Raw genomic sequence first — 19,257 nt, forward strand, 5'->3', positions numbered from 1 at the left:
CCCCCCAACCAGCCCCCGGCCGCCGGCCCAAACCCCTTCGGCGGGGGGGGGGGCCCACCACACCACCCCCCCCCCGCGGGGGGGGGGGCGGGGGGGCGGGGGGGGGGGGGGGGCGGGGGGGGGCGGGGGGGGGGGGGGGCCCCCCCCCCCCCCCCGCCCCGCTGTCGATGCCCCGCCGTCAATGCCCCCGCCGTCAACCCCCTCGGACGCTTTGGCCGGTATACGCGTAGACCAATTGGGTGGCAGAGACATGTAGTGGAGGGCGGCATGACCGAATCCGGTACGACCGCTCAGTGAGGTCCCCATGACGGAAACTGTGTCGTTCCCCCAGAGCCGCGCCTGCCCCTACCACCCGCCCACCGGTTACGCGCCCCTCCGCGAGGCGCGGCCGCTCTCTCGTGTCACCCTCTACGACGGCCGCTCCGTCTGGATCGTCACGGGCCACGCCGCCGCCCGGTCGCTCCTGGCGGACCAGCGTCTGTCGACGGACACCCTCCGCGAGGGATTTCCCATGACCACCGAGCGGTTCGCCTCCATCCGCGACCGCCGCAGAGCCGCCCTGCTCGGCGTGGACGACCCGGTCCACAACCGCCAGCGGCGCATGCTGATCCCGAGCTTCACCCTCAAGCGGACCGCCGACCTGCGACCGCGCATCACGGAGATCGTGGACGAGCGACTGGACGCGATGGTGGCCCAGGGACCGCCCGCCGAACTGGTCAGCGCCTTCGCGCTGCCGGTGCCGTCCATGGTGATCTGCGAACTGCTCGGCGTGCCCTACACCGACCACGAGTACTTCGAGGAGCGGTCCCGCCGGCTGCTGCGCGGCCCCACCGCCGACGATTCCCGGGCCGCCCTGGACGACCTGGAGACCTACCTGGGCGACCTGATCGACCGGCGCCGCAAGGAGCCCGCCGAGGAGGCACCCGGGCTGCTGGACGAGCTGATCGCCCGCCAGCTCGAAGAGGGCCGCATCGACCGCAAGGAACTGGTCGATCTGGCCATGATCCTGCTGATCGCCGGCCACGAGACGACCGCCAACATGATCTCGCTCGGCACCTTCACCCTGCTCCAGCACCCCGAGCAACTGGACGAGCTGCGGGCCGATCCCGCCCTGATGCCGGCCGCCGTGGAAGAGTTGCTGCGCTTCCTCTCCATCGCGGACGGCATGCTGCGGGTGGTCAAGGAGGACATCGAGATCGCCGGGGTCACCCTCCGGGACGGCGATGGTGTCATCATCTCCACCTCCGTCACCAACCGCGACGCGGAGGTGTACCAGGACCCCGACTCGCTGGACTGGAAGCGCTCCGTCCGCCACCACGTGGCGTTCGGCTTCGGCATCCACCAGTGCCTGGGGCAGAACCTGGCCCGCGCCGAGATGGAGATCGCCCTCGGCCGGCTCTTCGACCGGCTGCCCGGCCTGCGACTCGCCGGACGCGCCGAGGACATGCCCTTCAAGCCCGGTGACACGATTCAGGGGATGCTGGAACTCCCCGTGACCTGGTGACCACCACCAGTGGGTCCGGGCTCGCGCCCGTCCCCTCCCCCACGACTCCCCCGAGGGCCAGCATGCACATCTCCATCGACCGGGACGTCTGCATCGGCGCGGGCCAGTGCGCCCTGACCGCGCCCGACGTCTTCACCCAGGACGACGACGGCTTCAGCGAACTGCTCCCCGGCCGGGCGGACGGCGCCGAGAGCCCGCTCGTCCGCGAGGCCGGCCGCGCCTGCCCGGTCGGCGCGATCACCGTCACCGACGGCTGAGCCCACCGCCGTCCGGCCGTACGGCCGGGCGCCCTCCGTCCCGGGGCGGGCCGTACGTCCCCGGACCACGAATGGCCGCACGCTCCCGGACCCCGGACGGCCGTACGCGCCGGGTCCGGGACGGCCGTACGCGCCGGTCCGGGACGGCCGTACGCCTGCCGGTCCCGGCCGGGGGCGTACGGCCCCGGCCCGCGCGGCCGTACGCCCCCGGACCCGCCCGCGCGGGGCCGGGGGCCGGCCCGGTTAGGCTCGGTCGGTGTGAAGGACGTGACACCCCCGGCGGCCACTCCCGGCCGGGCCGCCAAGAGCGAGCAGACCCGGACCCTCATCCTGGAGACCGCGCTCCGGCTCTTCCAGGAACGCGGCTACGACCGGACGACCATGCGGGCCATCGCCCAGGAGGCCGGGGTCTCGGTGGGCAATGCCTACTACTACTTCGCGTCCAAGGAACACCTGGTCCAGGGCTTCTACGACCGGCTGGCCGCCGAGCACGCGGCGGCGGTACGCCCCGTCCTGGCGGCCGAGCGCGATCTGGCGGCCCGCATCCGGGGGGCGCTGCTGATCTGGCTGGACGTGGCGGAGCCGTACCGCCCCTTCGCCACCCAGTTCTTCCGCAACGCGGCCGACCCGGAGAGTCCGCTGAGCCCCTTCTCCGAGGAGTCCGCCCCGGCCCGCGCGGCCGCCGTCGCCATCCAGGAGCAGGTACTCACCGGCTCCGACACCAAGACCGCCCCCGAACTGGCGGACCGACTGCCCCAGTTGATGTGGCTGGGCCAGATGGGCCTGGTCCTGTTCTGGGTGTACGACCGCTCCGAACACGCCGCGCGCAGCCGCCGCCTGGTCGAACGCACCGCCCCGGTCGTCGCCCGCGCCATCGCCCTCTCCCGCTTCCGGGCGCTGCGCCCCCTGGTCCGCCAGGTCCACGAGTTGCTGGACGAGTTCCTCCCCTCCCCCCGCACGCCCCCGGCGAAGGATTGACCTGGCGGTCGGCCAAGGGCTCACACCGGCCAGGCATCCGCGCCCTCCGGATCGTCCAGCCACGCCCACTGACCGCCCGGCCGGACCGTGAGCCCGAAGCGTCCGTGGCCCGGCCGGCCGTTCTCCTCCCACCACCGGTACGCCGCCTCGGCCTCGTCCCAGAGCCGGCGCGGACCGGCCTGCCAGACCTGCGCACTCCCCGCGTCCCGGAACTGGACACAGGCCCAGGACCGGTCGGTGAGCCCGTAGAGCCACACCGCCCGCCGCCCGTCCCGCTTCTCCGCCACCACCTGGACGCACTCCCGCACCCGGAGCCCCACCGCGAACCGCTGCGGCGCGAACCGCCCCTCCCCCAGGAAGTCCCGCTCGGTGACCGTGGTGCCGGACGTCTCCCGCTCTCCCTCCCCGACATACGCCGAGTGCTCCACTGGCGACAGGCGCTGGGCCCGCGCCTTCATGAACTCCACCGGCCCGGTGAACCTCCCCGTGGCGCTCGCCCCGTCGTCCGCGACCACCAGCCGGACCGCCGCGTCCCCGTTGCCGTGGTGGGTGCCCCACGGTGCCACGATCACCGCTCCCGGCCGGCTCTGCTCCACCCAGGCGAAGGGCAGCTCCCGCAAGCCGCAGGTCGCGATGGTCCGCTCGTACGGTCCCCCCGCCGGGTGGCCCAGCAGGCCGTCCCCCTGTACGACCTCCACCACGCAGCCGAACCGGTCCAGCGCCGCCCGCGCCCGCTCCGCCACCCCCGGGTCCACCTCCACCGAGACGACCTGTCCGCTGCCCGCCCGCTGGGCCAGCAGCGCCGCGTTCCACCCCGTCCCGGTGCCGATCTCCAACACCCGCTGCCCCGGGCGGACATCGAGGTCCCGCAGCATCCGGAACACCACCGACGGCATGGACGCCGACGAGGTGGCGACCTCCCCCGGCTCTGTCCCCGTGTGCGCGCCGTCGTCCCACTGGGTGACGATCGGCACGTCGGCCTCCGCGTACCCGGACCACACGCCCGGCTCGGCCGACCAGGACACCGGGACGCTCCGACCCGTCTCCATGTCGAACGGCCAGATGAGCTCCGGCAGAAACGCGGCCCGTGGCACCGCCTCGAACGCCGGGATCCACTCCCCCGCGAGCACACCCCCGGCCACGAGGACCCGCCCCAGCTCCTTGTGGCCGGGGCGGGTCTCCTCCGCATCACGCTTCACGATCAGGCGGCCTTCTTCGGCGGGTTGGGCACACCGGGACCGCCGTCGGGCGTCGGCGGCGGATGCGGCCCCGGGTACGGCTCCCCCGGCAGCCCGTCGCCACCGTCCATTGCCTTGAGGTTCACAATCATCTTCTCCAGCTCCCTTCACACTTTCTGACATCGCTCTTTCTGACATCGCGGTGTCCGGGCTCCCCGGTGTCCGGCCGGATGGACAAGGTGTACCGGCAGTCCGCGTCCGGGACCGCCACGACCAGCGGCCGACCGGCTCTCAAACACTTCCGTGCGAACCGCTGTTCGTCCACGTCCCCGGCCCACACCCGCAGTTCCGTGGGGCAGTCCGGGACCGGGACGACCGGCCGGCGCATCCCCTCCGTCACCCACCCGCCCGGGACCCCCGGCTCGGGGTCGAGCCGGTCCGCGATGCGGAGCGCCTGCCCGCCGAGCCAGCGCAGGGCCAGCACCGGCGAGAGGGTCCACCAGGTGCCCAGGACGTACCGGGTGGTCCGGCCCGTCCCGTACACCAGTCCCTCCGCGACCACTTCGCACCCGTAGCCCGGGAGGCCGTCACTCCGCATCGGCCCGCCCGCCCCGTGCGGCGGCCGACAGCCGGGCCATCACCGCCTCGGCCACCCGCTCGGCCTCCCGCCGCTTGCGGGGCGGGGTGCACCACCACCGGACGCCGACCCGCACCGTGGCCCAGCGGAAGCGGACCGTGTCACGCGTGTCCCGGGCCCAGAGCCGTACCCGCTCCCACCTGCCCGGCGGCGGCCCGGGCTCGGCGTCCGCGAAGATCAGCTCCAGCAGGTCGATGCCGTTGCTCCGGCAGTACGCCGCCACATTCGCCGCCAGCACCCCCCGAACCCGCCTCCGCCGGCCGAATACCCGGTGCCACCTCACTCGGCACCCCGGCAATCCGGCATGCTCGTCGACCGCCGCTTCGCGATCTCCGCCCAGACCGTCTTGCCGACGACTCGGTCAGCGACCCCCCACTGTTCGGCCATGGCCGTGATCAGACACAGCCCATAGCCGTCCTCCCCCACGTGCGGAGGCTGGGCAACGGGCCTCTTGTCCCCACGGGCGTCCGAGACTTCGAGCCGGATGCGGTCCGGCAGGTCCACCAGGCGGAGTTCGAAGTCCCGGCCCCGCACCTGGCCGTGCTTCACGGCGTTGGAGGCGAGTTCGGCGACGACCAGCGCCACTCGGTCCGCTGCGGGATCGTCGTGCGCATGGCCCCATTCGGCCAGCACGACAAGGGTCATCCGCCGGGCGAGGCGTGCGCCCCGCCGGGTCGAGCTGAACCGCTGGCACCAACCGGTCGTCCCTGGCGCTCCCGCACCGCCGATCGCCGCTCTCGGCCGTACGGTTTCGTCCGACTCGAACACCATGGCCACCACCGCGCCTTTCGTGTGAATCATCGCTTTCGGTGACCAGATGAACGCAGCAGCCCCTAGTTTGAGACTGCTTGAGCGGTGACCCTCAAGACGGCCTTCCCAGGGCGAGCTTGGGCGTAGATGGCGAGTGCGGAGGTCAGGAACATGCCGGACGACGAGTCCCAGCCGGACTTGACTCCCCTGCAGAGCTTCGGTCTGGACGTACAGCAGGTCCGCCTGGCCAGGAAGCTCACCATGAAACAACTGGGGAAGGTGGCGGGCTACTCCGAGAGCTACGTCTCCAAGGTCGAGGCCGGGAAGATGGTGCCCAGCGAGCAGTTCGCGGTGGGCTGCGACCGGGCCTTCGGCACGGGCACCCTCTTCCTACGGCAGCTCCGCCGGGCGCTCCTCAGCGACCACCCGAGCTGGTTCGCGCCGTACATTCAACTGGAGCTGCGCGCGACCGAGATCCTGGATTACAGCACCATGTTCATCATGGGGATGCTCCAGACCGTGGAGTACGCCCGGGCGACACTGCGTGCCTACCACCCCCGGGAAGCCCGGGCCGTCCTGGAAGAACGAGTCGCCGCCCGCATAAGGCGACGCGAGGTGATGGACCGCCCCTACCCTCCACTGCTGTGGGTGGTGCTCCACGAGACCTGTCTCCGCACGGTGGTGGGTGACCGGCAAGTCATGGCCCGGCAGATGGAGCGGCTGATCAAGGAAGCGGAAAATCCCCATGTGACGCTCCAGGTGTTGCCGTTCGGGGCAGGCACGCCTGTGACCGGGACAGCGTTCACTCTGCTCGTCTTCGACAACGGGCCAACGGTGGTACATGCGGAGAGCCCTCAGGGAGGACGCCTTTACGAGGATCCGAAGACCACCAAGAATGCCACCGGGGTCTACCATCGGCTGCGGGCTGACGCCTTGTCCCCTGATCTCTCCCTGACCCGCATCAAGGATATGTACAAGGAGTACGCAGCATGACTGACTACACCGGTACGCCGGTCACCGGTTGGGTTTCGTCGTCTTACAGCGGCCCCGAGGGCGGCCAGTGCGTCCAGTGGGCCCCCGGGTACGCCGATGCCCACAGCCTTGTCCCCGTACGCGACAGCAAGAACCCCGGGGGACCGGCCCTGATGCTCACCCCGGAAAGCTGGACCGGACTCGTGGAGTTCGCCCGCCACAGCGAGATCTGAGCGACCGGCTGACGCGACGGAGCCCCGCCACCCGGCGAGTCCGGGTGGCGGGGCTTCGGGTGCGATGTCGCCAGACGGGAGCGGAAGCGCCGACCGGTGCGCATCCCAGCGCAGACGCCGGCGGGCCACACGGCGTCCTCCGTCTGGCCCGCCGCGCCGCACTTGAGTCACTCGTGTCGCTGTCATCACCCTCGTCCGCAGCATCGAACAGCGCGACGGGGTACAGGTGTCGGGTTCTCTGGGTGCCGAGTTCGTCGGAGATCAGGAACTGGTGACGTGCTCACGTCGTTGCAGGATCCACCGGTGTGCGGGCGGTGTCAGGCCGGCGCCTGCGATGACCCGAGCGCGACGCTCTGGCGACCGTACGCGTACCGATCAGCCCGGCCGGAGTGACCGAGGCGTCCCGGTGCGCCCAGCCCGGCGCCATCACCGCCTCCACACGGCGGCCTGCCGCTCGGGGCCACCGCCCATCGGGGAGTGCCAGTGGCTCGCTACTGCTCCCCTTGCGCCTCGTCAAGCTCAGAACTTGCTCAGGAATATCCGGTTCCCCTGTGATCGACGACCGGAGCCTGCCTACGTTTGCGCAGGAGCGACCCGCGTGGGTCGCCGAAGGGGAGGGACGAACCCGTGCGAGTTATGGCCAGACGCCGACCGCTGACTCCTGTGATCGCTTTCGCCGCGTTAGCCGTTATCGCGGTGCCCGGACACGCGCTGGCCGTCGAGCAGCGAGCCGGCGTCTCAGCGTCCGACGAACCGGAAGTGGTCAATACCGCTCCCCCCGCCGAGCCGGAGGAGGCTGGTCTGGGCCCCGCCCCCGACGTAGAGCCGCTCCCCGGAGAGTCGGGCAAGCCCCCCGTCGACTCGCCGGATGGTGAGTACTGCGGACCTACCCAGCGGATCTACACCCCCACAACCAAGGGCGCTCAGTATCACGCGGTGGTCGGCGCCACGCACGCGAACTACAACGGGACCTCACGGACCGCGACCTCCACCTTCACCTCCGACCTCACCGCAGAGATCGGCGTCAGCGTCACGGTCGGCCTCTCCACCAGCGTGGATGTCATGATCGCCAAGATCGAGGCCAAGTACGACGTGAACCTGTCGGCCAAGCTGATGGCAAGACAAGGGAACGCGATCTCCATACCCACCCCGCCGAAGAAGACCACCAACGCCAAGTACGGCGTCTACCGGCTCCGGAACACCGGGACGAGCTACATCATCTACAGCAACTGCTCGACCAGCGCGAAGAAGACGGTCATCAGCTACACGCCACTGAAGGTCGGCTGGTACCTGTGGGAGAGCTGAACCGCGCCTTCCCGTGCCGTCCGCGCTGGCTCACGCCCAGCATCCTCGGTCTCACTCTGACACTGGGACTCAGCGGCTGCACCGACGGTGACTCCACGCCTCCGTCCACACGCAGCCACGCCTCGTCCGCGAAGCCGACGCCCAGCAGCACGAGCAGCGGCCGGCCCGAACACATCGAAGGTGAGACCGTCACCCGGGCCCCCAAGCCTCTCGACGGCAAGGCTGTGCTCAAGGAGGCATCACGCACGGGCAGCGCCGCCCTGCCCCTGCGGAACATCGGCAGCGGACGGCTCGGAATTCAGGTCAACTGCCAGGGCAAGGGCACCCTCACAGTAGCTGTCACCCCGATTGGCCTCAGCTTCCCCCTCGCATGCGTGGACTACGAGGTGAGCAGCACCTACAACGAAATCCACCTGAAGCGAGCCCGCAGTGAAGGCGCCATTCAGATCTCGGCTCCAACGACAGTCCGCTGGGCACTGACCGTCGAACAGTGACCTGGCCCCGGGCGAACCGGCCCCCGTACGCACCCACGCACAGCCCGGTGTGTACGGGGGCCGGCCCGGCGGGCCCGGGCGGCGGCCATGGCGAGGACGATGCCGAACTGGGCGAGGACACTGCCGCCGGCGACCAGGGCGGCCAGGCCACGCCCGGCTATCGCGCACTGACTGGTGCGCGCACGGCGTCGGAACCTTCCTGGACAGCCCCGTTCTCCGGGCTGAGCCCGCGAGCTTTCGGGAAGCCGGTCACGGTGCTGCGTCGCGCAGGTGCGGCCGCAGCCCGCAAGGGCCGGCCGTGGAGCCTTCCACCGGAGGACAGAGCCTGCTGGTCGCAGCGTGCTGGCGAACGAGTCTCACGATGCGGCAGCTCGCCCCGCTGTTCGGGATCTCGAAGTCGGCAGTGGGCCGGATCATCGACGGAACCTCGCCGCCCGGTGGATTCGGGCGGCGGGGTTCCGGCCTGTCGCGATCACGCGGAGGCCGGGTGGGCGGCCGCGCTGTCCGGGACGCGGGGCCTTGCTTGACCGGGGGCGGTGCCTGTCGGCGCAGTCCGCCGAAGCCAGATCGGCGTCGACCACGGCCCCGGGTGGACGTTTCTATTACTGAGTTGCCTTTTTGACTGAGTAAGGTTTTCATGGGTGGTATGAACCAGGTAGCCATCCCTCCTGTACTGGTGACCGGGGCGACCGGCCGGGTCGGCCGGGTCGTCATCGACGAACTCCTCGCCGCGGGCGTGCCGGTTCGCGCCCTCCTCCGTCGTCCCGAGGCGGCGGCGACGCTGCCGGCGGAGGTCGAGGTCTTCACCGGCGACCTCACCGTGCCCGAGTCGCTCGACCCGGCACTGCGGGGCGCCGGTGCGGTCTTCCTCGTCTGGACCGCCCCGCCGGGGTCCGCCGAGGCAGTCGTCGAGCGGCTGGCGGCCCACGTGCGGCGGATCGTCTTCCTCTCCTCCCCGCACCGGACGCCGCACCCCTTCTTCGAGCAGCCCAATCCCATGGCGGTGCTGCACGCCGGCATCGAGCAACTCATCGCGGCCACCGGACTCGACTCGACGGTCATCCGCCCGGGAATGCTCGCGTCGAACGCGCCGGCCTGGTGGGCACCCGCGATCCGGGCCGGCGAGGTCGTCCGGTGGCCCTACGGCGCTGCCGAGTCGGCACCGGTCGACGACCGCGATGTCGCGGCCGTCGCGGCGCGGACGCTCTGGCAGGGCGGTCACGACGGAGGCGACTATGTCCTGACGGGCCCCGAATCGCTGACCCACGCCGCGCAGGTGGAGATCATCGGTGACGTCCTGGGGCGCCGGATCGCGTTCGAGGAGATGACACCGGACGAGTTCCGGAGCCTGTGGGAAGGTACGGCGCCCGGCCCGGTCGTCGACATGCTGCTCGCCGCGTGGAGCGCGGCGGTCGGACAGCCCGCGTACATCACCACGACGGTGGCCGACATTCTCGGGACCGCGCCTCGGACGTTTCGCCAGTGGGCCGTCGACCACACCCCCGCGTTCAGGGAGGGTTCGTGACGTCGTCGGCCGCGACCCGCGCCTCCGGGCCCTCCCTCCGGGACGTGCCGATCACGCAGGCGGACAGGGCTTCAGCGGCCCGGGACGTCGTGCGGCCCGACAGGACGCGCGCCGGCGGTCCGACCTCGGGGGACGGTTGACGGACAAGGAGCCGAGCCGGGGCGACCCGCGCCAAGTGGTTACGGTGTGCACATCTTTGGCCAGAGAACACCCGCTCCTGGTCTTCCGCGTCACCGGCCCCACAGGAGTTCCACCCGTATGTCCGTCGATCATGAGATACGCCGGCCGCCCCGCCTTCCGGAAGGCGGGGCGGCACCCGGGGAACGCCCGTCCGGCTTATCGCGGCGCGGTGTCCTGGTCTGGCTGATACCCGCGCTGTGGACCTGCGCCCTCGGGCTGTGGGGGCTGTCCCGGCAGAACAGCGTGTGGCGGGACGAGGCGGCGACCTGGCAGGTGGCCCGGCGCTCCACGGCGGAGATCTGGCAGATGCTGGGGAACGTCGATGTGGTGCACGGGTGCTACTACCTGCTGATGCACGCGCTGTTCGAGTGGTTCGGGCCCGGCACCACGACGCTGCGGCTGCCGTCGGTGCTGGCCATGGGGGTGGCGGCGGCCTGTGTGGCGGTCGTGGGCCACCGGCTGGCGGGCACCTGGGCGGGGCTGGCGGGCGGGATGGCGTTCGGGCTGGTCCCCGCCGTGCAGTTCTACCTCCAGGAGGGCCGGCCCTACGCACTGGTCGCGGCCGGGGCGGGCGTCTCCACCCTGCTCCTGGTGACCGCCCTGGAGCGGCGTGCCCGGTGGCCGCGCTGGGCCGCCTACGGCCTCACCGTCCTGGTCATGGGGCTGCTGAACTGGCTCTCGCTCCTGATCCTCCCGGCGCACGCGGCGACCCTGCTCCGGTCCCGGCCCCGCCAGGGGACCTGGATGCGCTGGGCGGTGGCCTCGGTGGCCGCCACGGCCGGGGTGCTGCCCCTGGTCCTCTTCAGCCGGAGCCAGTCCGGGCAGGTGTCCTGGATCCCGCCACTGACCTGGCACATGCTGATCGGGCCTGCGGTGCTGCTGGCGATCGGCGGCCTCGGCGCCCTGCTGGACCGCCCCCGTCCGGGCCGGCTGTCGGTGGCGGCCGTCGGGCTGCCGCTGCTGGCGGTGCCGCAGCTCGGCCTCGCCGGACTCTCCCTGGTCCAGCCGCTCTTCCTGGACCGGTACGTCCTCTTCAGCATGCTGGGACTGGCTCTGCTGATCGGGGCGGCCGTCGGCGCGGCGGTGCGGGCGGTACGGCCCCGGTGCCCCCGGGCGTCGGTGTGGGTTCTGCCCGTCGTGCTCGCCGTGGCGGTGGTGGCGCTGCTGCCGCAGTCCCTGGAGAAGCGCTCCCCGGAAAGCCGGGTGGACGACGTGCTGGCGGTGGCGGCGGACGTACGGCGGATGAAGGAGGACGGGGACGCGGTGCTCTTCGTCCCGGCGGCCCGCCGGGACACCGCCTCCGTCTCGCCGGACGCCTTCACCGGTCTGCGGGACATCGCGCTGGCGGAGAGCCCGGAGAACTCCGGGACCCTGAAGGGGATCGAGGCGGACCCGGCCCGCGTCCGTGCCGCGATGCTGGCACAGCGGCGGATCCTGCTGGTGACGGACGCGGCCCGGGTGGCGAGGCCGGTGACGGCCGCGCGGGACCGGGTGAAGTACGCCGTGCTGGAGGAGCACTTCACGGTGGCCGCCGACGAGCAGGTACGCGGCCGGCGGGTGACCGTCTACGAGCGGCGGGCGCCCGTCGCCGGGCGGCCGTGAACCGCCGCCGTCCCGCCTGACGGCCGGCGGCCGGCGGGTCGCACGCGTGCAGGCCGCCCCGCTCGGGCGGCCCGCACACTCCGGGTCAGTGGCGCGCGGTCTCCCGCGGCCGGCTCTGCGGCTGGTGCGGCAGCCGGAGGGAGGAGTCGTCCTGCGCGGCCCGGGGCGGCGCCGGAGGCGCGCCGGGTCCCTCCTGGTACTGGTCCGCGTGCACGCCGAGGCGCACGTACACCAGCCGCGCGAGATCGGTCGTCGTGCTGTTGATGTTGTTCAGCAGTTCCATGGGCGGGATCTCGATGCCACAGCGACTGTGGATCTTCACCAGCAATTCGGCGCCCATGAGGGAGTCGATCCCGTACTCCTCGATCCTCCGGTGGGGATGGATGTCCTCGGGCGCCATCTGGAGAACCCCGGCCAGGAGCACGGTCAGGTGCTCCGTGAGGTGGACGAGACCGTCGGCGCGGGACATCCGGTCCAGGGCGCGCACCAGTTCGCCGCGGCTCAGCGCGATGTCACCCGCGTCCGGGACCAGGCCGGACCACCGGGGACTGGCCGCCGTGGGGAAGAAGGCACGCACGCGGTCCCAGGCGATTCTGCCGGCGCGCGCGGCGTCCGCGCCCGTGGCGAGGAGGGTTTCCGCCATCCGGAACGCCTGCGCGGGCGTCATCGTGTCCATGCCGACGCTCGCCAGGGACGCGGCCAGGTTGTTCCGCTGCACGAACCCCGTGCCGCCGATGGCGCCCCAGCCCACGGCCAGCCCGGGCAGGCCCCGTTGGCGGCGCTGCCGGCACAGGGCTTCGAGGTAGTAGTTGGCCGCCACGTAGGGGACCTGCTTGACGTTGCCCGCCGCAGCCGCGAACGACGAGTACATGAGGAACAGATCGCACGCGCGGTCACGGGTCAGCGCGTCGAGCACGGTGGCCCCGGCGATCTTCGGGGCCAGTACCGCGGCCATGCGCTCGGCGCTGAGCGACAGGAAGTCGTCGTCGTCCAGGTGCATGGCGGAATGGACGACGCCGCGCAGCGGGCGCCCGCCGGCGTCGATGCGGTCGACCAGGTCCCTCATCGCCGCGGCATCGGTGACATCGGCGGCGTGAGCGGTGGCCGTGACTCCCCGGCGGCGGAGGCCTGCGAGGACCGCGGCGGCCTCCGGTGCCCCGGGGCCACGACGGCTGACCAGGGCCACGTGCCGGGCGCCGCGGTCGGCCAGCCAGCCGGCGGTGGCCGCTCCGAGGCCGCTCGTGCCGCCGGTGATCAGATAGGTGCCCTCGGCGTCCAGGTCCGGCGCGCGATGCGCGGGCTCCACCAGGGGAGGTTCGTCCAGGGGGTCGAACGCGACGACGACCTTCCCGATGTGCCGGGAGTGCTGGATCAGTTGGAAGGCATCGGTGACGCGTGCGGCGGGAAAGACACTGTGCGGCAGTGGCCGGACGGTTCCCCCGGCGACCAGATCGAGGGTTTCGGTGAGCAGCGCCCGGGTGGCTCCCGGGTCCGCCAGTACCTTGGTCAGGTCCATGCCGAAGAAGGCGATGTTGTTGAGAAAGGGACGCAACAACAGCGGCTTGTTCTCGAAGAGGTCGCGCTTGCCCATCTCCACGAAGCGCCCGCCGGGGGCGAGCAGTTCCAGGCTGCGGACCATGCCCTCACCGGCGAGGCTGTTGAGGACGACGTCGACGCCCCGGCCGCCGGTGATCCGCCGGATCTGGTCGGCGAAGTCGAGACGGCGTGAGTCCAGTACGTGTTCCACTCCGAGGGCGCGCAGCAGATCGCGCTTGACGGCGCTGCCCGCCGTGGCGATGACACGGCCGCCCCGGGCCCCGGCGTACCGGAGCGCGGCCAGTCCCACGCCGCCCGCCCCGCCGTGCACCAGCACCGTCTCACCGGGCCGCAGCCGGGCCAGTGTTCCCAGGCCGTACTGGACGGTCGCGCAGGCCACCGGCAGGGTCGCGGCCTCCGTGTGGGTCATCGCGAGTTCGTCGGCGACGGGCCAGACACCGCGGGCGTCCGCGACCGTGTGCGAGGCGAGGGCGTCAGGTGCGAAACCCGCCACCCGGTCCCCGGGCCGGAGGTCGTGGACACCCTCGCCGCAGGCGACCACGACGCCGGACGCCTCAAGTCCCCAGCCGGCCGCGGACGGGGTGTCTCCGAGCACCTCCTGCGGCAGCAGTCCCACCACCTGCATCAGGTCACGGTAGTTGAGGGCGGCGGCCCTGACCTCGACGAGGACCTGCCCGGGTCCGGGCACCGGTAGCGCCATCTCCTGCCAGGAGAGCCGGTAGGACAGGCCGGGCCGGTCGGCCTTCAGACGGAACGCCTGCCCCGGCGCGGCCGGCACCGCGGTCGGCCGGTTCTGTTCGCGCGGCACGAACCGCCCCCGCGCCGTCAGGACGATCTCGTTCTCCGCGCTGGGCCCGAGCAGCTCACGGACGATCCGGCGGGCGTCGCCGGCGGTGTCGGCGGTGGGTGTGAGGGAGATGCTGCGGCTGCTCAGTTCCGGGTGCTCGTTGGCCAGGCTGCGGACCGCTCCCCAGAGAGCCGCGTTCACCGGCGGTGTCTCCTCCGGCTCACCGGTGGCCACGGGAGCCGCTTCGGGCCCCATGACCATCCAGAGTTCGGGGCGCACCGACTCGGGCAGCTCCTGGCACGCCGCCGTGAGCGTGCGCAGCGCCTCCAGTCGCCGGGTCATGTACCCGACGGTCCCGGCCGGGTCCTCCCGGTCGCTCCCGCCGGTCAGGAGGGTGATGGCCAGGGTCCCGGAGGAGGGCGCGGCCCGGCGGAGCGACTCGGTCCACTCCGGTACGGTGGCGCACGCCCGCAGCGGGCCGGCGGCCGTGCGGCCGGCGCCGTTCAGCGCCTCCACCGTGGCCGTGCCGAGTGCGTCCGCGTCCTCGGCCCCGGTCACGACCAGGTGGTGGGTGGCGGCTCCGGGAGCCGGTACGAGCGCGTCCGCGCCATCGGTACGGGCCGGCACGGCCGGGGTCGCGGCGAGCATGACGGACGTCGCCTCACGGTTGGGGGGCCGGTCGTCGCCGGTCTGGGCGACTCGGGCGAAACCGCAGCTCCTGAGGACCTCGGGCCAGCGGTGCCGGGGCAACAGCGCGCCGTCCGGCCGGAGTTCGGTGTCGTACTGGGTGTAGAGGCTGTCCAGCGTGCCGAAGATGGGAAGCAGCAGATCCTCGGTGTGCGGCTCGACGGCGAGCAGGTGTCCGCCCGGCGTGAGAAGACCGGCCACCGCCCGCAGGGCATCCGCCAGGTGCCGGGCGGTGTGCAGGGCGTTGCCGGCGACGACCAGGTCGAAGGAGTGGGCCGTGAACCCCTGTTCGGCGGGGTCAGTGTCCAGGTCGAAGGTGTGGTACTCGACGAAGTCGTAGCCCCCGAAACGGGCTTCGGCACGGGGCAGGAAGTACGTGGAGGTGTCGGTGAAGTGGTAGCGGGTTCGGTCCGGCGGCAGCAGAGGCAGCAGGGCAGCCGTGAGACCGCCCGTGCCCGAACCCACCTCCAGGACGCGCAGGGGCCGGTCCGCCGGCCAGCGGCGCACGATGTCGCGCACCAGGGCCTGCGCGAGCCGGTTGTGGAAACGGCAGTACGGGGAGGTGTCGTAGAGCTGTTCCAGCATCTTGCCGGTGGTCTCGTCGAGGACGATTCCCAGCGGGTCCTCCTCGCCCCGCAGAACGTTCTCAAGACGCTGTTCCTGGTGGGTGACGAGCGCCAGGGAGGTCACGAACTCCGGGGCGGTGTCGATCGCCCGCCAGGCGTCGGGCCCGGTGGTCCCGTGTTCTCCGGTCAGCCGCAGCCCGCCCCCCGGTTCGCGCACGGCGAGCCCGTGTTCCTCCAGGGCGGGTACGAGCCGTCGCTCCAGGCGCGCGTACCGCTCCGGGTCGAAGCCCGCCCGGCTCAGGGTCTCCGGCGTGAACGCGGCCGTGGCATCGGGCAGGGCGCGGGCGACGACACCGGCGAAAGCGCGCAGGAACCGCTCCTTCAGTAGCGGGAGGACCGCTTCGGACCCGAGATCCCGCCAGTGGGCCCGCAGGTCCGCGATGTCCTGGGCACAGGCGGCGACGACGTCCTCCGGGCCGGGCAGCGGTGACGGGAGGGACGGCGTGTCCGGGTGCGGCGCGGCCCTCAGCACCGTGTGCGTCGTCCCGGGCGCCTGCCGCAGCACCATGGCGGACCGGCGCAGCCGGCAGCCTTCGAGCTCGACGGCGACCGTGCCGTCGGGGTCGACGACGGCGATGTCCCAGCACACCTCCTCGGGCGTCCGGGACACTTCCCGGACGGTGAACCAGCCGGACGGCGCGGGCGTCCGCCAGGCGCGGACGGCCCGGACGGTCGCCGGCAGATGGCTGACGCCGTCGTCGAGACGGTCCAGCAGGAGGGCGGCGCCGGTCTGCAACGCCCCGTCCAGAAGGGCCGGGTGGACGGTGTACGGGTCACCCGGAGCGTCGTGGGAGTAGTGCCCGAGGGCTTCGTCCTCCCCCACCCGCAGCGCCCGGAGCACCTGGAAATCGGAGCCGTAGCCGAGACCCGCCTCGGCACAGGACGCGTAGAACCGCGCCGGTTCGATCTCGTGGGGGCACCGCTGCCGCCAGGCGTCGAGGTCCACGGCCGCGCGGGGCTCGCGCACGAGGGCGCGCACCCGGGCACGGGCGTGCGTGCCGTTCGCGAACGTGTCACCGCTGGAGATGCGCAGTACTCCGTCCTCCGGGTCGAGGGCCGTCTGGACGCGGACACCGGACGCGTCCTCCCAGGGGACGACCAGCGCCTTGGTGATGTCCAGGTATTCGACCTCGGCCGGTGCCCGCGACACGGAGCTCCCGGCACTCAGGGCCATGTCGATGAAGGCGGTGGCCGGCATCACGACGGAGCCGCCCACCCGGTGTCCGCTCAGCCAGGGGACGAGGGCCGGTTCCACGGCGGTGGTCCAGGTCGGCAGCGGAGCCTCGGTCCGGGCTCCCAGCAGCGGGTGCTCGCGCTCGCCCGCTCCGGTCCACCGCTCCTTGCCGCCGCCCCAGTGCGGCTCCCGCTGCCAGGGGTAGGACGGCAGACCGACCGCCCGGCCGGGGTGCGGGAAGTAGCGCTTCCAGTCGGTACGCGCCCCCGCGGCGACGAGGGCCGCGCGGGCGTCGGTGAGGCAGCGGGGCCCGTCGGCCGCCCGGCGCAGCGTCGGCAGGATCGCCACCTTCATCCGGGGGCGAAGCTCGGCGGCACGGCGCAGATAGGTGCGCAGCACCGGGTGGGGGCCGATCTCCACGAACACATCGGCGCCGTCCTCGAGCATCTGCTCGACGGCCGCCATGAACAGCACCGGTCGGCGCACGTTGTGCCACCAGTACTCCGCGTCCAGGTCGGGGCCGTCGGCCTGGGCGCCGGTCACCGTCGAGTAGAAGGACGTCGACGCCTCGCCGGGCGCCAGGTCCGCGAGCCCGGTGAGCAGCGACGGCCGCAGGGGCTCCATGGCCCGGCTGTGGAAGGCGTAGTCGATGCCGAGGTCGCGGAAGAAGACGCCGCGTTCCCGCAGCCCTTCGCCCAGCTCGGTCAGCGCGGCGGCCTCGCCGGCGACGGTCACGTCCCGGGGGCTGTTGACGCCGGCGATCTCCAGACGCCCCTCGAAGGACCGCAGTTCGCCGGCCGCCTCGGAAGCGCTCAGCCCCACCGCCGCCATCCGGCCGCCGCCGGCCGCCCGCGCCTGCGCCCGGCTCCGTACGGTCACCAGCCGGGCGGCCTCGGGGAGGGTGAGCGCTCCGCAGGCGCAGGCCGCGGCGATCTCACCGACGCTGTGCCCCACGACCATGTCCGGCCGTACGCCCTGGGCGCGCAGCACGGCCATGATGCCGAGCTGCACGGCGAACAGCAGCGGCTGCGCCACCTCGGTCGCCTCCAGACGCCAGGTGTCCACGGGCGAGGTGAGGCGCTCGGTGACGGACCAGCCCAGCAGCGGGGCGAGTTCCGCGTCCACGGCCGCGACCGTCTCGCGGAAGACCGTCCCGGTGGCCATCAGGTCGGCGGCCATGCCGGCCCACTGCGAGCCGTTCCCGGCGAACACGAACGCCACCCGCCCGTCGGACACGGCGGCGACCGGAGCGGAGGCGCCCTCGCCGGCGGAATCGGTGAACCTGCGCGCCGCGTCCTCGGGCGTGCGCGCGAAAACCGCGGTCCGGTACTCGTGGAGGCCGCGGCGCAGACAGGAGGTGTAGGCGATGTCGTAGAACTGGCCGGGGTCGGCTTCGGCCAGGCGGCCGGACATCCGTACCGCCGCCTCGGTCAGGGCCGCCGGGGTGCGTGCCGAGACCACGACGGGCAGCCCCTCCTCCGGCATCGTGTGCGCCGGGCCCGGAGCGGCGGGGTCGGCCGCGGCGACGATGACATGGGCGTTGGCGCCGCCGAAGCCGAAGGAGTTGACACCGACGACCGGCCGGCCCGTGGCGGGCAGGGCGTGGTTCTCGGTCGGCAGACGAAGGCCGAGTCCGGTGAAGTCGATGTCGGGGTGGGGCCTGTCGGCGTACCGGGAGGCCGGAGCCGAACCCTCCTTGAGGACGAGCAGCGCCTTGCACAGTCCGGCGATGCCGGAGGCGGGTTCCAGGTGGCCCACGTTGGTCTTGACCGAACCGATCGGCAGCTCTCCCGTGATGCGGCGCATCCCCAGGGCGCGACCGATCGCCCGGGCCTCCACGGGGTCCCCCACCGGGGTGCCGGTGCCGTGCGCCTCGAAGTAGACGAGTTCGTCGGGGTGGACCCCGAAGTCCGCGTAGACCTCGCGCAGCAGATCCTCCTGGGCCCGGGCGTCGGGCAGGGCGATGCCCAGCGTCCGGCCGTCGCAGTTGCTGGCGCTTCCGAGGATCACGCCGTGCACCCGGTCTCCGTCGGCCTGGGCGTCCGCCAGGAGCTTGAGCAGCACCATGCCACCGCCCTCGGCGCGTACGAACCCGTCGGCGTCGGCGGAGAACGAGGCGCAGACGCCACGGCGCGAGAGCATGGCCGCCTGTGAGAAACCCACGTAGAGAAACGGGCTGAGCAGGACGTTCACCCCACCGCAGAGCGCGGTCCTGCTGGTGCCGTCCCACAGTGTGCGGCAGGCGCGGTCCAGGGCGATGAGCGACGAGGAGCACGCCGTGTCCACCGCCATGCTCGGGCCGCGCAGGTCGAAGGCGTGGGAGAGGCGGTTGGCGGCGATCGAGGAGGCCGCGCCCGCGATCGTGTACGGGCCGATGGTCCGTGGCGCGACCATCTGGAGCGCGCCGTAGGAGGAGTCGGAGATGCCCACGTACACCGCGGTGTCCCGGCCGGCCAGGGATTCCGGGGAGATGGACGCGTCGTCGAACGCCTCCGCGGCGAGCTCCAGCAGCAGGCGGTGCTGGGGGTCCATATGAGCGGCTTCCTTCGGGGAGATACCGAAGTAAGCGGCGTCGAAATCCTTGATGTTGTCGAGAAATCCACCGGCCGCGGTGTAGCTCTTGCCCGGCCGCGGCATGGCGGTGTCCACGAACAGTTCGGCGTCGAAGCGGTCCCTCGGCACCGAACCCACCAGGTCGCGCCCTTGCCAGACGGCCGTCCGCAGATCGTCCAGTCCTTCGATGCCGCCCGGCAGGCGGCAGGAGACCCCCACGATCGCGATCGGCATGACGGGGGGCCGGGACGCGCGTGG

15 protein-coding genes and 1 pseudogene are annotated in these 19,257 nt (G+C 72.5%); 10 read left to right on the plus strand and 6 right to left on the minus strand.

The window, feature by feature from the left end:
* Positions 1-304: 304 nt before the first annotated feature.
* The 3 genes from NX801_RS15450 (at position 305) to NX801_RS15460 (ending at position 2,739) form a co-directional block, all read left to right on the plus strand.
* Positions 305-1,504, plus strand: coding sequence for a cytochrome P450 (locus NX801_RS15450; protein WP_258788297.1), 1,200 nt, complete (start codon positions 305-307; stop codon positions 1,502-1,504).
* A 62-nt stretch (positions 1,505-1,566) separates the two neighbouring features.
* A complete protein-coding gene (locus tag NX801_RS15455; protein WP_258788458.1) occupies positions 1,567-1,761 on the plus strand; it encodes a ferredoxin in 195 nt (64 codons plus the stop codon).
* Between the two features lie 258 nt (positions 1,762-2,019).
* Positions 2,020-2,739: a TetR/AcrR family transcriptional regulator gene (locus tag NX801_RS15460; protein WP_258788298.1), complete on the plus strand. Its 720-nt coding sequence runs from the start codon at positions 2,020-2,022 to the stop codon at positions 2,737-2,739.
* A 20-nt stretch (positions 2,740-2,759) separates the two neighbouring features.
* Here NX801_RS15460 and NX801_RS15465 read toward each other — a convergent pair whose 3' ends face one another.
* Genes NX801_RS15465 through NX801_RS15485 form a run of 5 tightly spaced genes read right to left on the minus strand, consistent with a single transcriptional unit; the run spans position 2,760 to position 5,355 of the window.
* Positions 2,760-3,938: a methyltransferase domain-containing protein gene (locus tag NX801_RS15465; protein WP_258788299.1), complete on the minus strand. Its 1,179-nt coding sequence runs from the start codon at positions 3,936-3,938 to the stop codon at positions 2,760-2,762.
* 2 nt (positions 3,939-3,940) lie between these two features.
* Positions 3,941-4,063 carry a hypothetical protein gene (locus tag NX801_RS15470; RefSeq protein ID WP_258788300.1) on the minus strand — a complete coding sequence of 41 codons (123 nt, stop codon included), beginning with the start codon at positions 4,061-4,063 and terminating at the stop codon, positions 3,941-3,943.
* 2 nt (positions 4,064-4,065) lie between these two features.
* Complete coding sequence (locus NX801_RS15475) at positions 4,066-4,479, minus strand: hypothetical protein (protein WP_258788301.1); 414 nt, start codon at positions 4,477-4,479, stop codon at positions 4,066-4,068.
* 25 nt (positions 4,480-4,504) lie between these two features.
* The gene (locus NX801_RS15480; protein WP_258788302.1) at positions 4,505-4,792 is read right to left on the minus strand and encodes a hypothetical protein; all 288 of its coding nucleotides are present in this window, start codon (positions 4,790-4,792) and stop codon (positions 4,505-4,507) included.
* Between the two features lie 41 nt (positions 4,793-4,833).
* A complete protein-coding gene (locus NX801_RS15485; RefSeq protein ID WP_258788303.1) occupies positions 4,834-5,355 on the minus strand; it encodes an ATP-binding protein in 522 nt (173 codons plus the stop codon).
* 120 nt (positions 5,356-5,475) lie between these two features.
* Here NX801_RS15485 and NX801_RS15490 point away from each other — a divergent pair, with 120 nt between their 5' ends.
* From NX801_RS15490 to NX801_RS15520, 7 genes and pseudogenes are all read left to right on the plus strand, one after another.
* On the plus strand, positions 5,476-6,297 hold the full coding sequence (locus NX801_RS15490) for a helix-turn-helix domain-containing protein (protein WP_258788304.1): 822 nt from the start codon (positions 5,476-5,478) through the stop codon (positions 6,295-6,297).
* Positions 6,294-6,509 carry a DUF397 domain-containing protein gene (locus tag NX801_RS15495; protein WP_258788305.1) on the plus strand — a complete coding sequence of 72 codons (216 nt, stop codon included), beginning with the start codon at positions 6,294-6,296 and terminating at the stop codon, positions 6,507-6,509. The genes NX801_RS15490 and NX801_RS15495 overlap by 4 nt, the downstream gene beginning before the upstream one ends.
* Positions 6,510-7,172: 663 nt before the next feature.
* Positions 7,173-7,814 (plus strand): hypothetical protein, encoded by a 642-nt coding sequence (locus NX801_RS15500; protein WP_258788306.1) that lies wholly within the window; start codon positions 7,173-7,175, stop codon positions 7,812-7,814.
* Positions 7,802-8,308, plus strand: coding sequence for a hypothetical protein (locus tag NX801_RS15505; RefSeq protein WP_258788307.1), 507 nt, complete (start codon positions 7,802-7,804; stop codon positions 8,306-8,308). Before NX801_RS15500 ends, NX801_RS15505 begins: the two co-directional genes overlap by 13 nt.
* A 167-nt stretch (positions 8,309-8,475) precedes the next feature.
* Positions 8,476-8,741: pseudogene (locus tag NX801_RS15510) on the plus strand (helix-turn-helix domain-containing protein); the annotation flags it as partial.
* 213 nt (positions 8,742-8,954) lie between these two features.
* On the plus strand, positions 8,955-9,833 hold the full coding sequence (locus NX801_RS15515) for an NAD(P)H-binding protein (RefSeq protein ID WP_258788308.1): 879 nt from the start codon (positions 8,955-8,957) through the stop codon (positions 9,831-9,833).
* Positions 9,834-10,091: 258 nt separating this feature from the next.
* Positions 10,092-11,615, plus strand: coding sequence for a glycosyltransferase family 39 protein (locus NX801_RS15520; protein WP_258788309.1), 1,524 nt, complete (start codon positions 10,092-10,094; stop codon positions 11,613-11,615).
* An 85-nt stretch (positions 11,616-11,700) separates the two neighbouring features.
* On the opposite strand, the gene NX801_RS15525 is transcribed toward NX801_RS15520, so the two are convergent.
* On the minus strand, positions 11,701-19,233 hold the full coding sequence (locus NX801_RS15525; protein ID WP_258788310.1) for a type I polyketide synthase: 7,533 nt from the start codon (positions 19,231-19,233) through the stop codon (positions 11,701-11,703).
* Between the last annotated feature and the right edge of the window lie 24 nt (positions 19,234-19,257).

The organism is Streptomyces pyxinae (assembly GCF_024756275.1).
Lineage (GTDB): Bacteria > Actinomycetota > Actinomycetes > Streptomycetales > Streptomycetaceae > Streptomyces > Streptomyces pyxinae.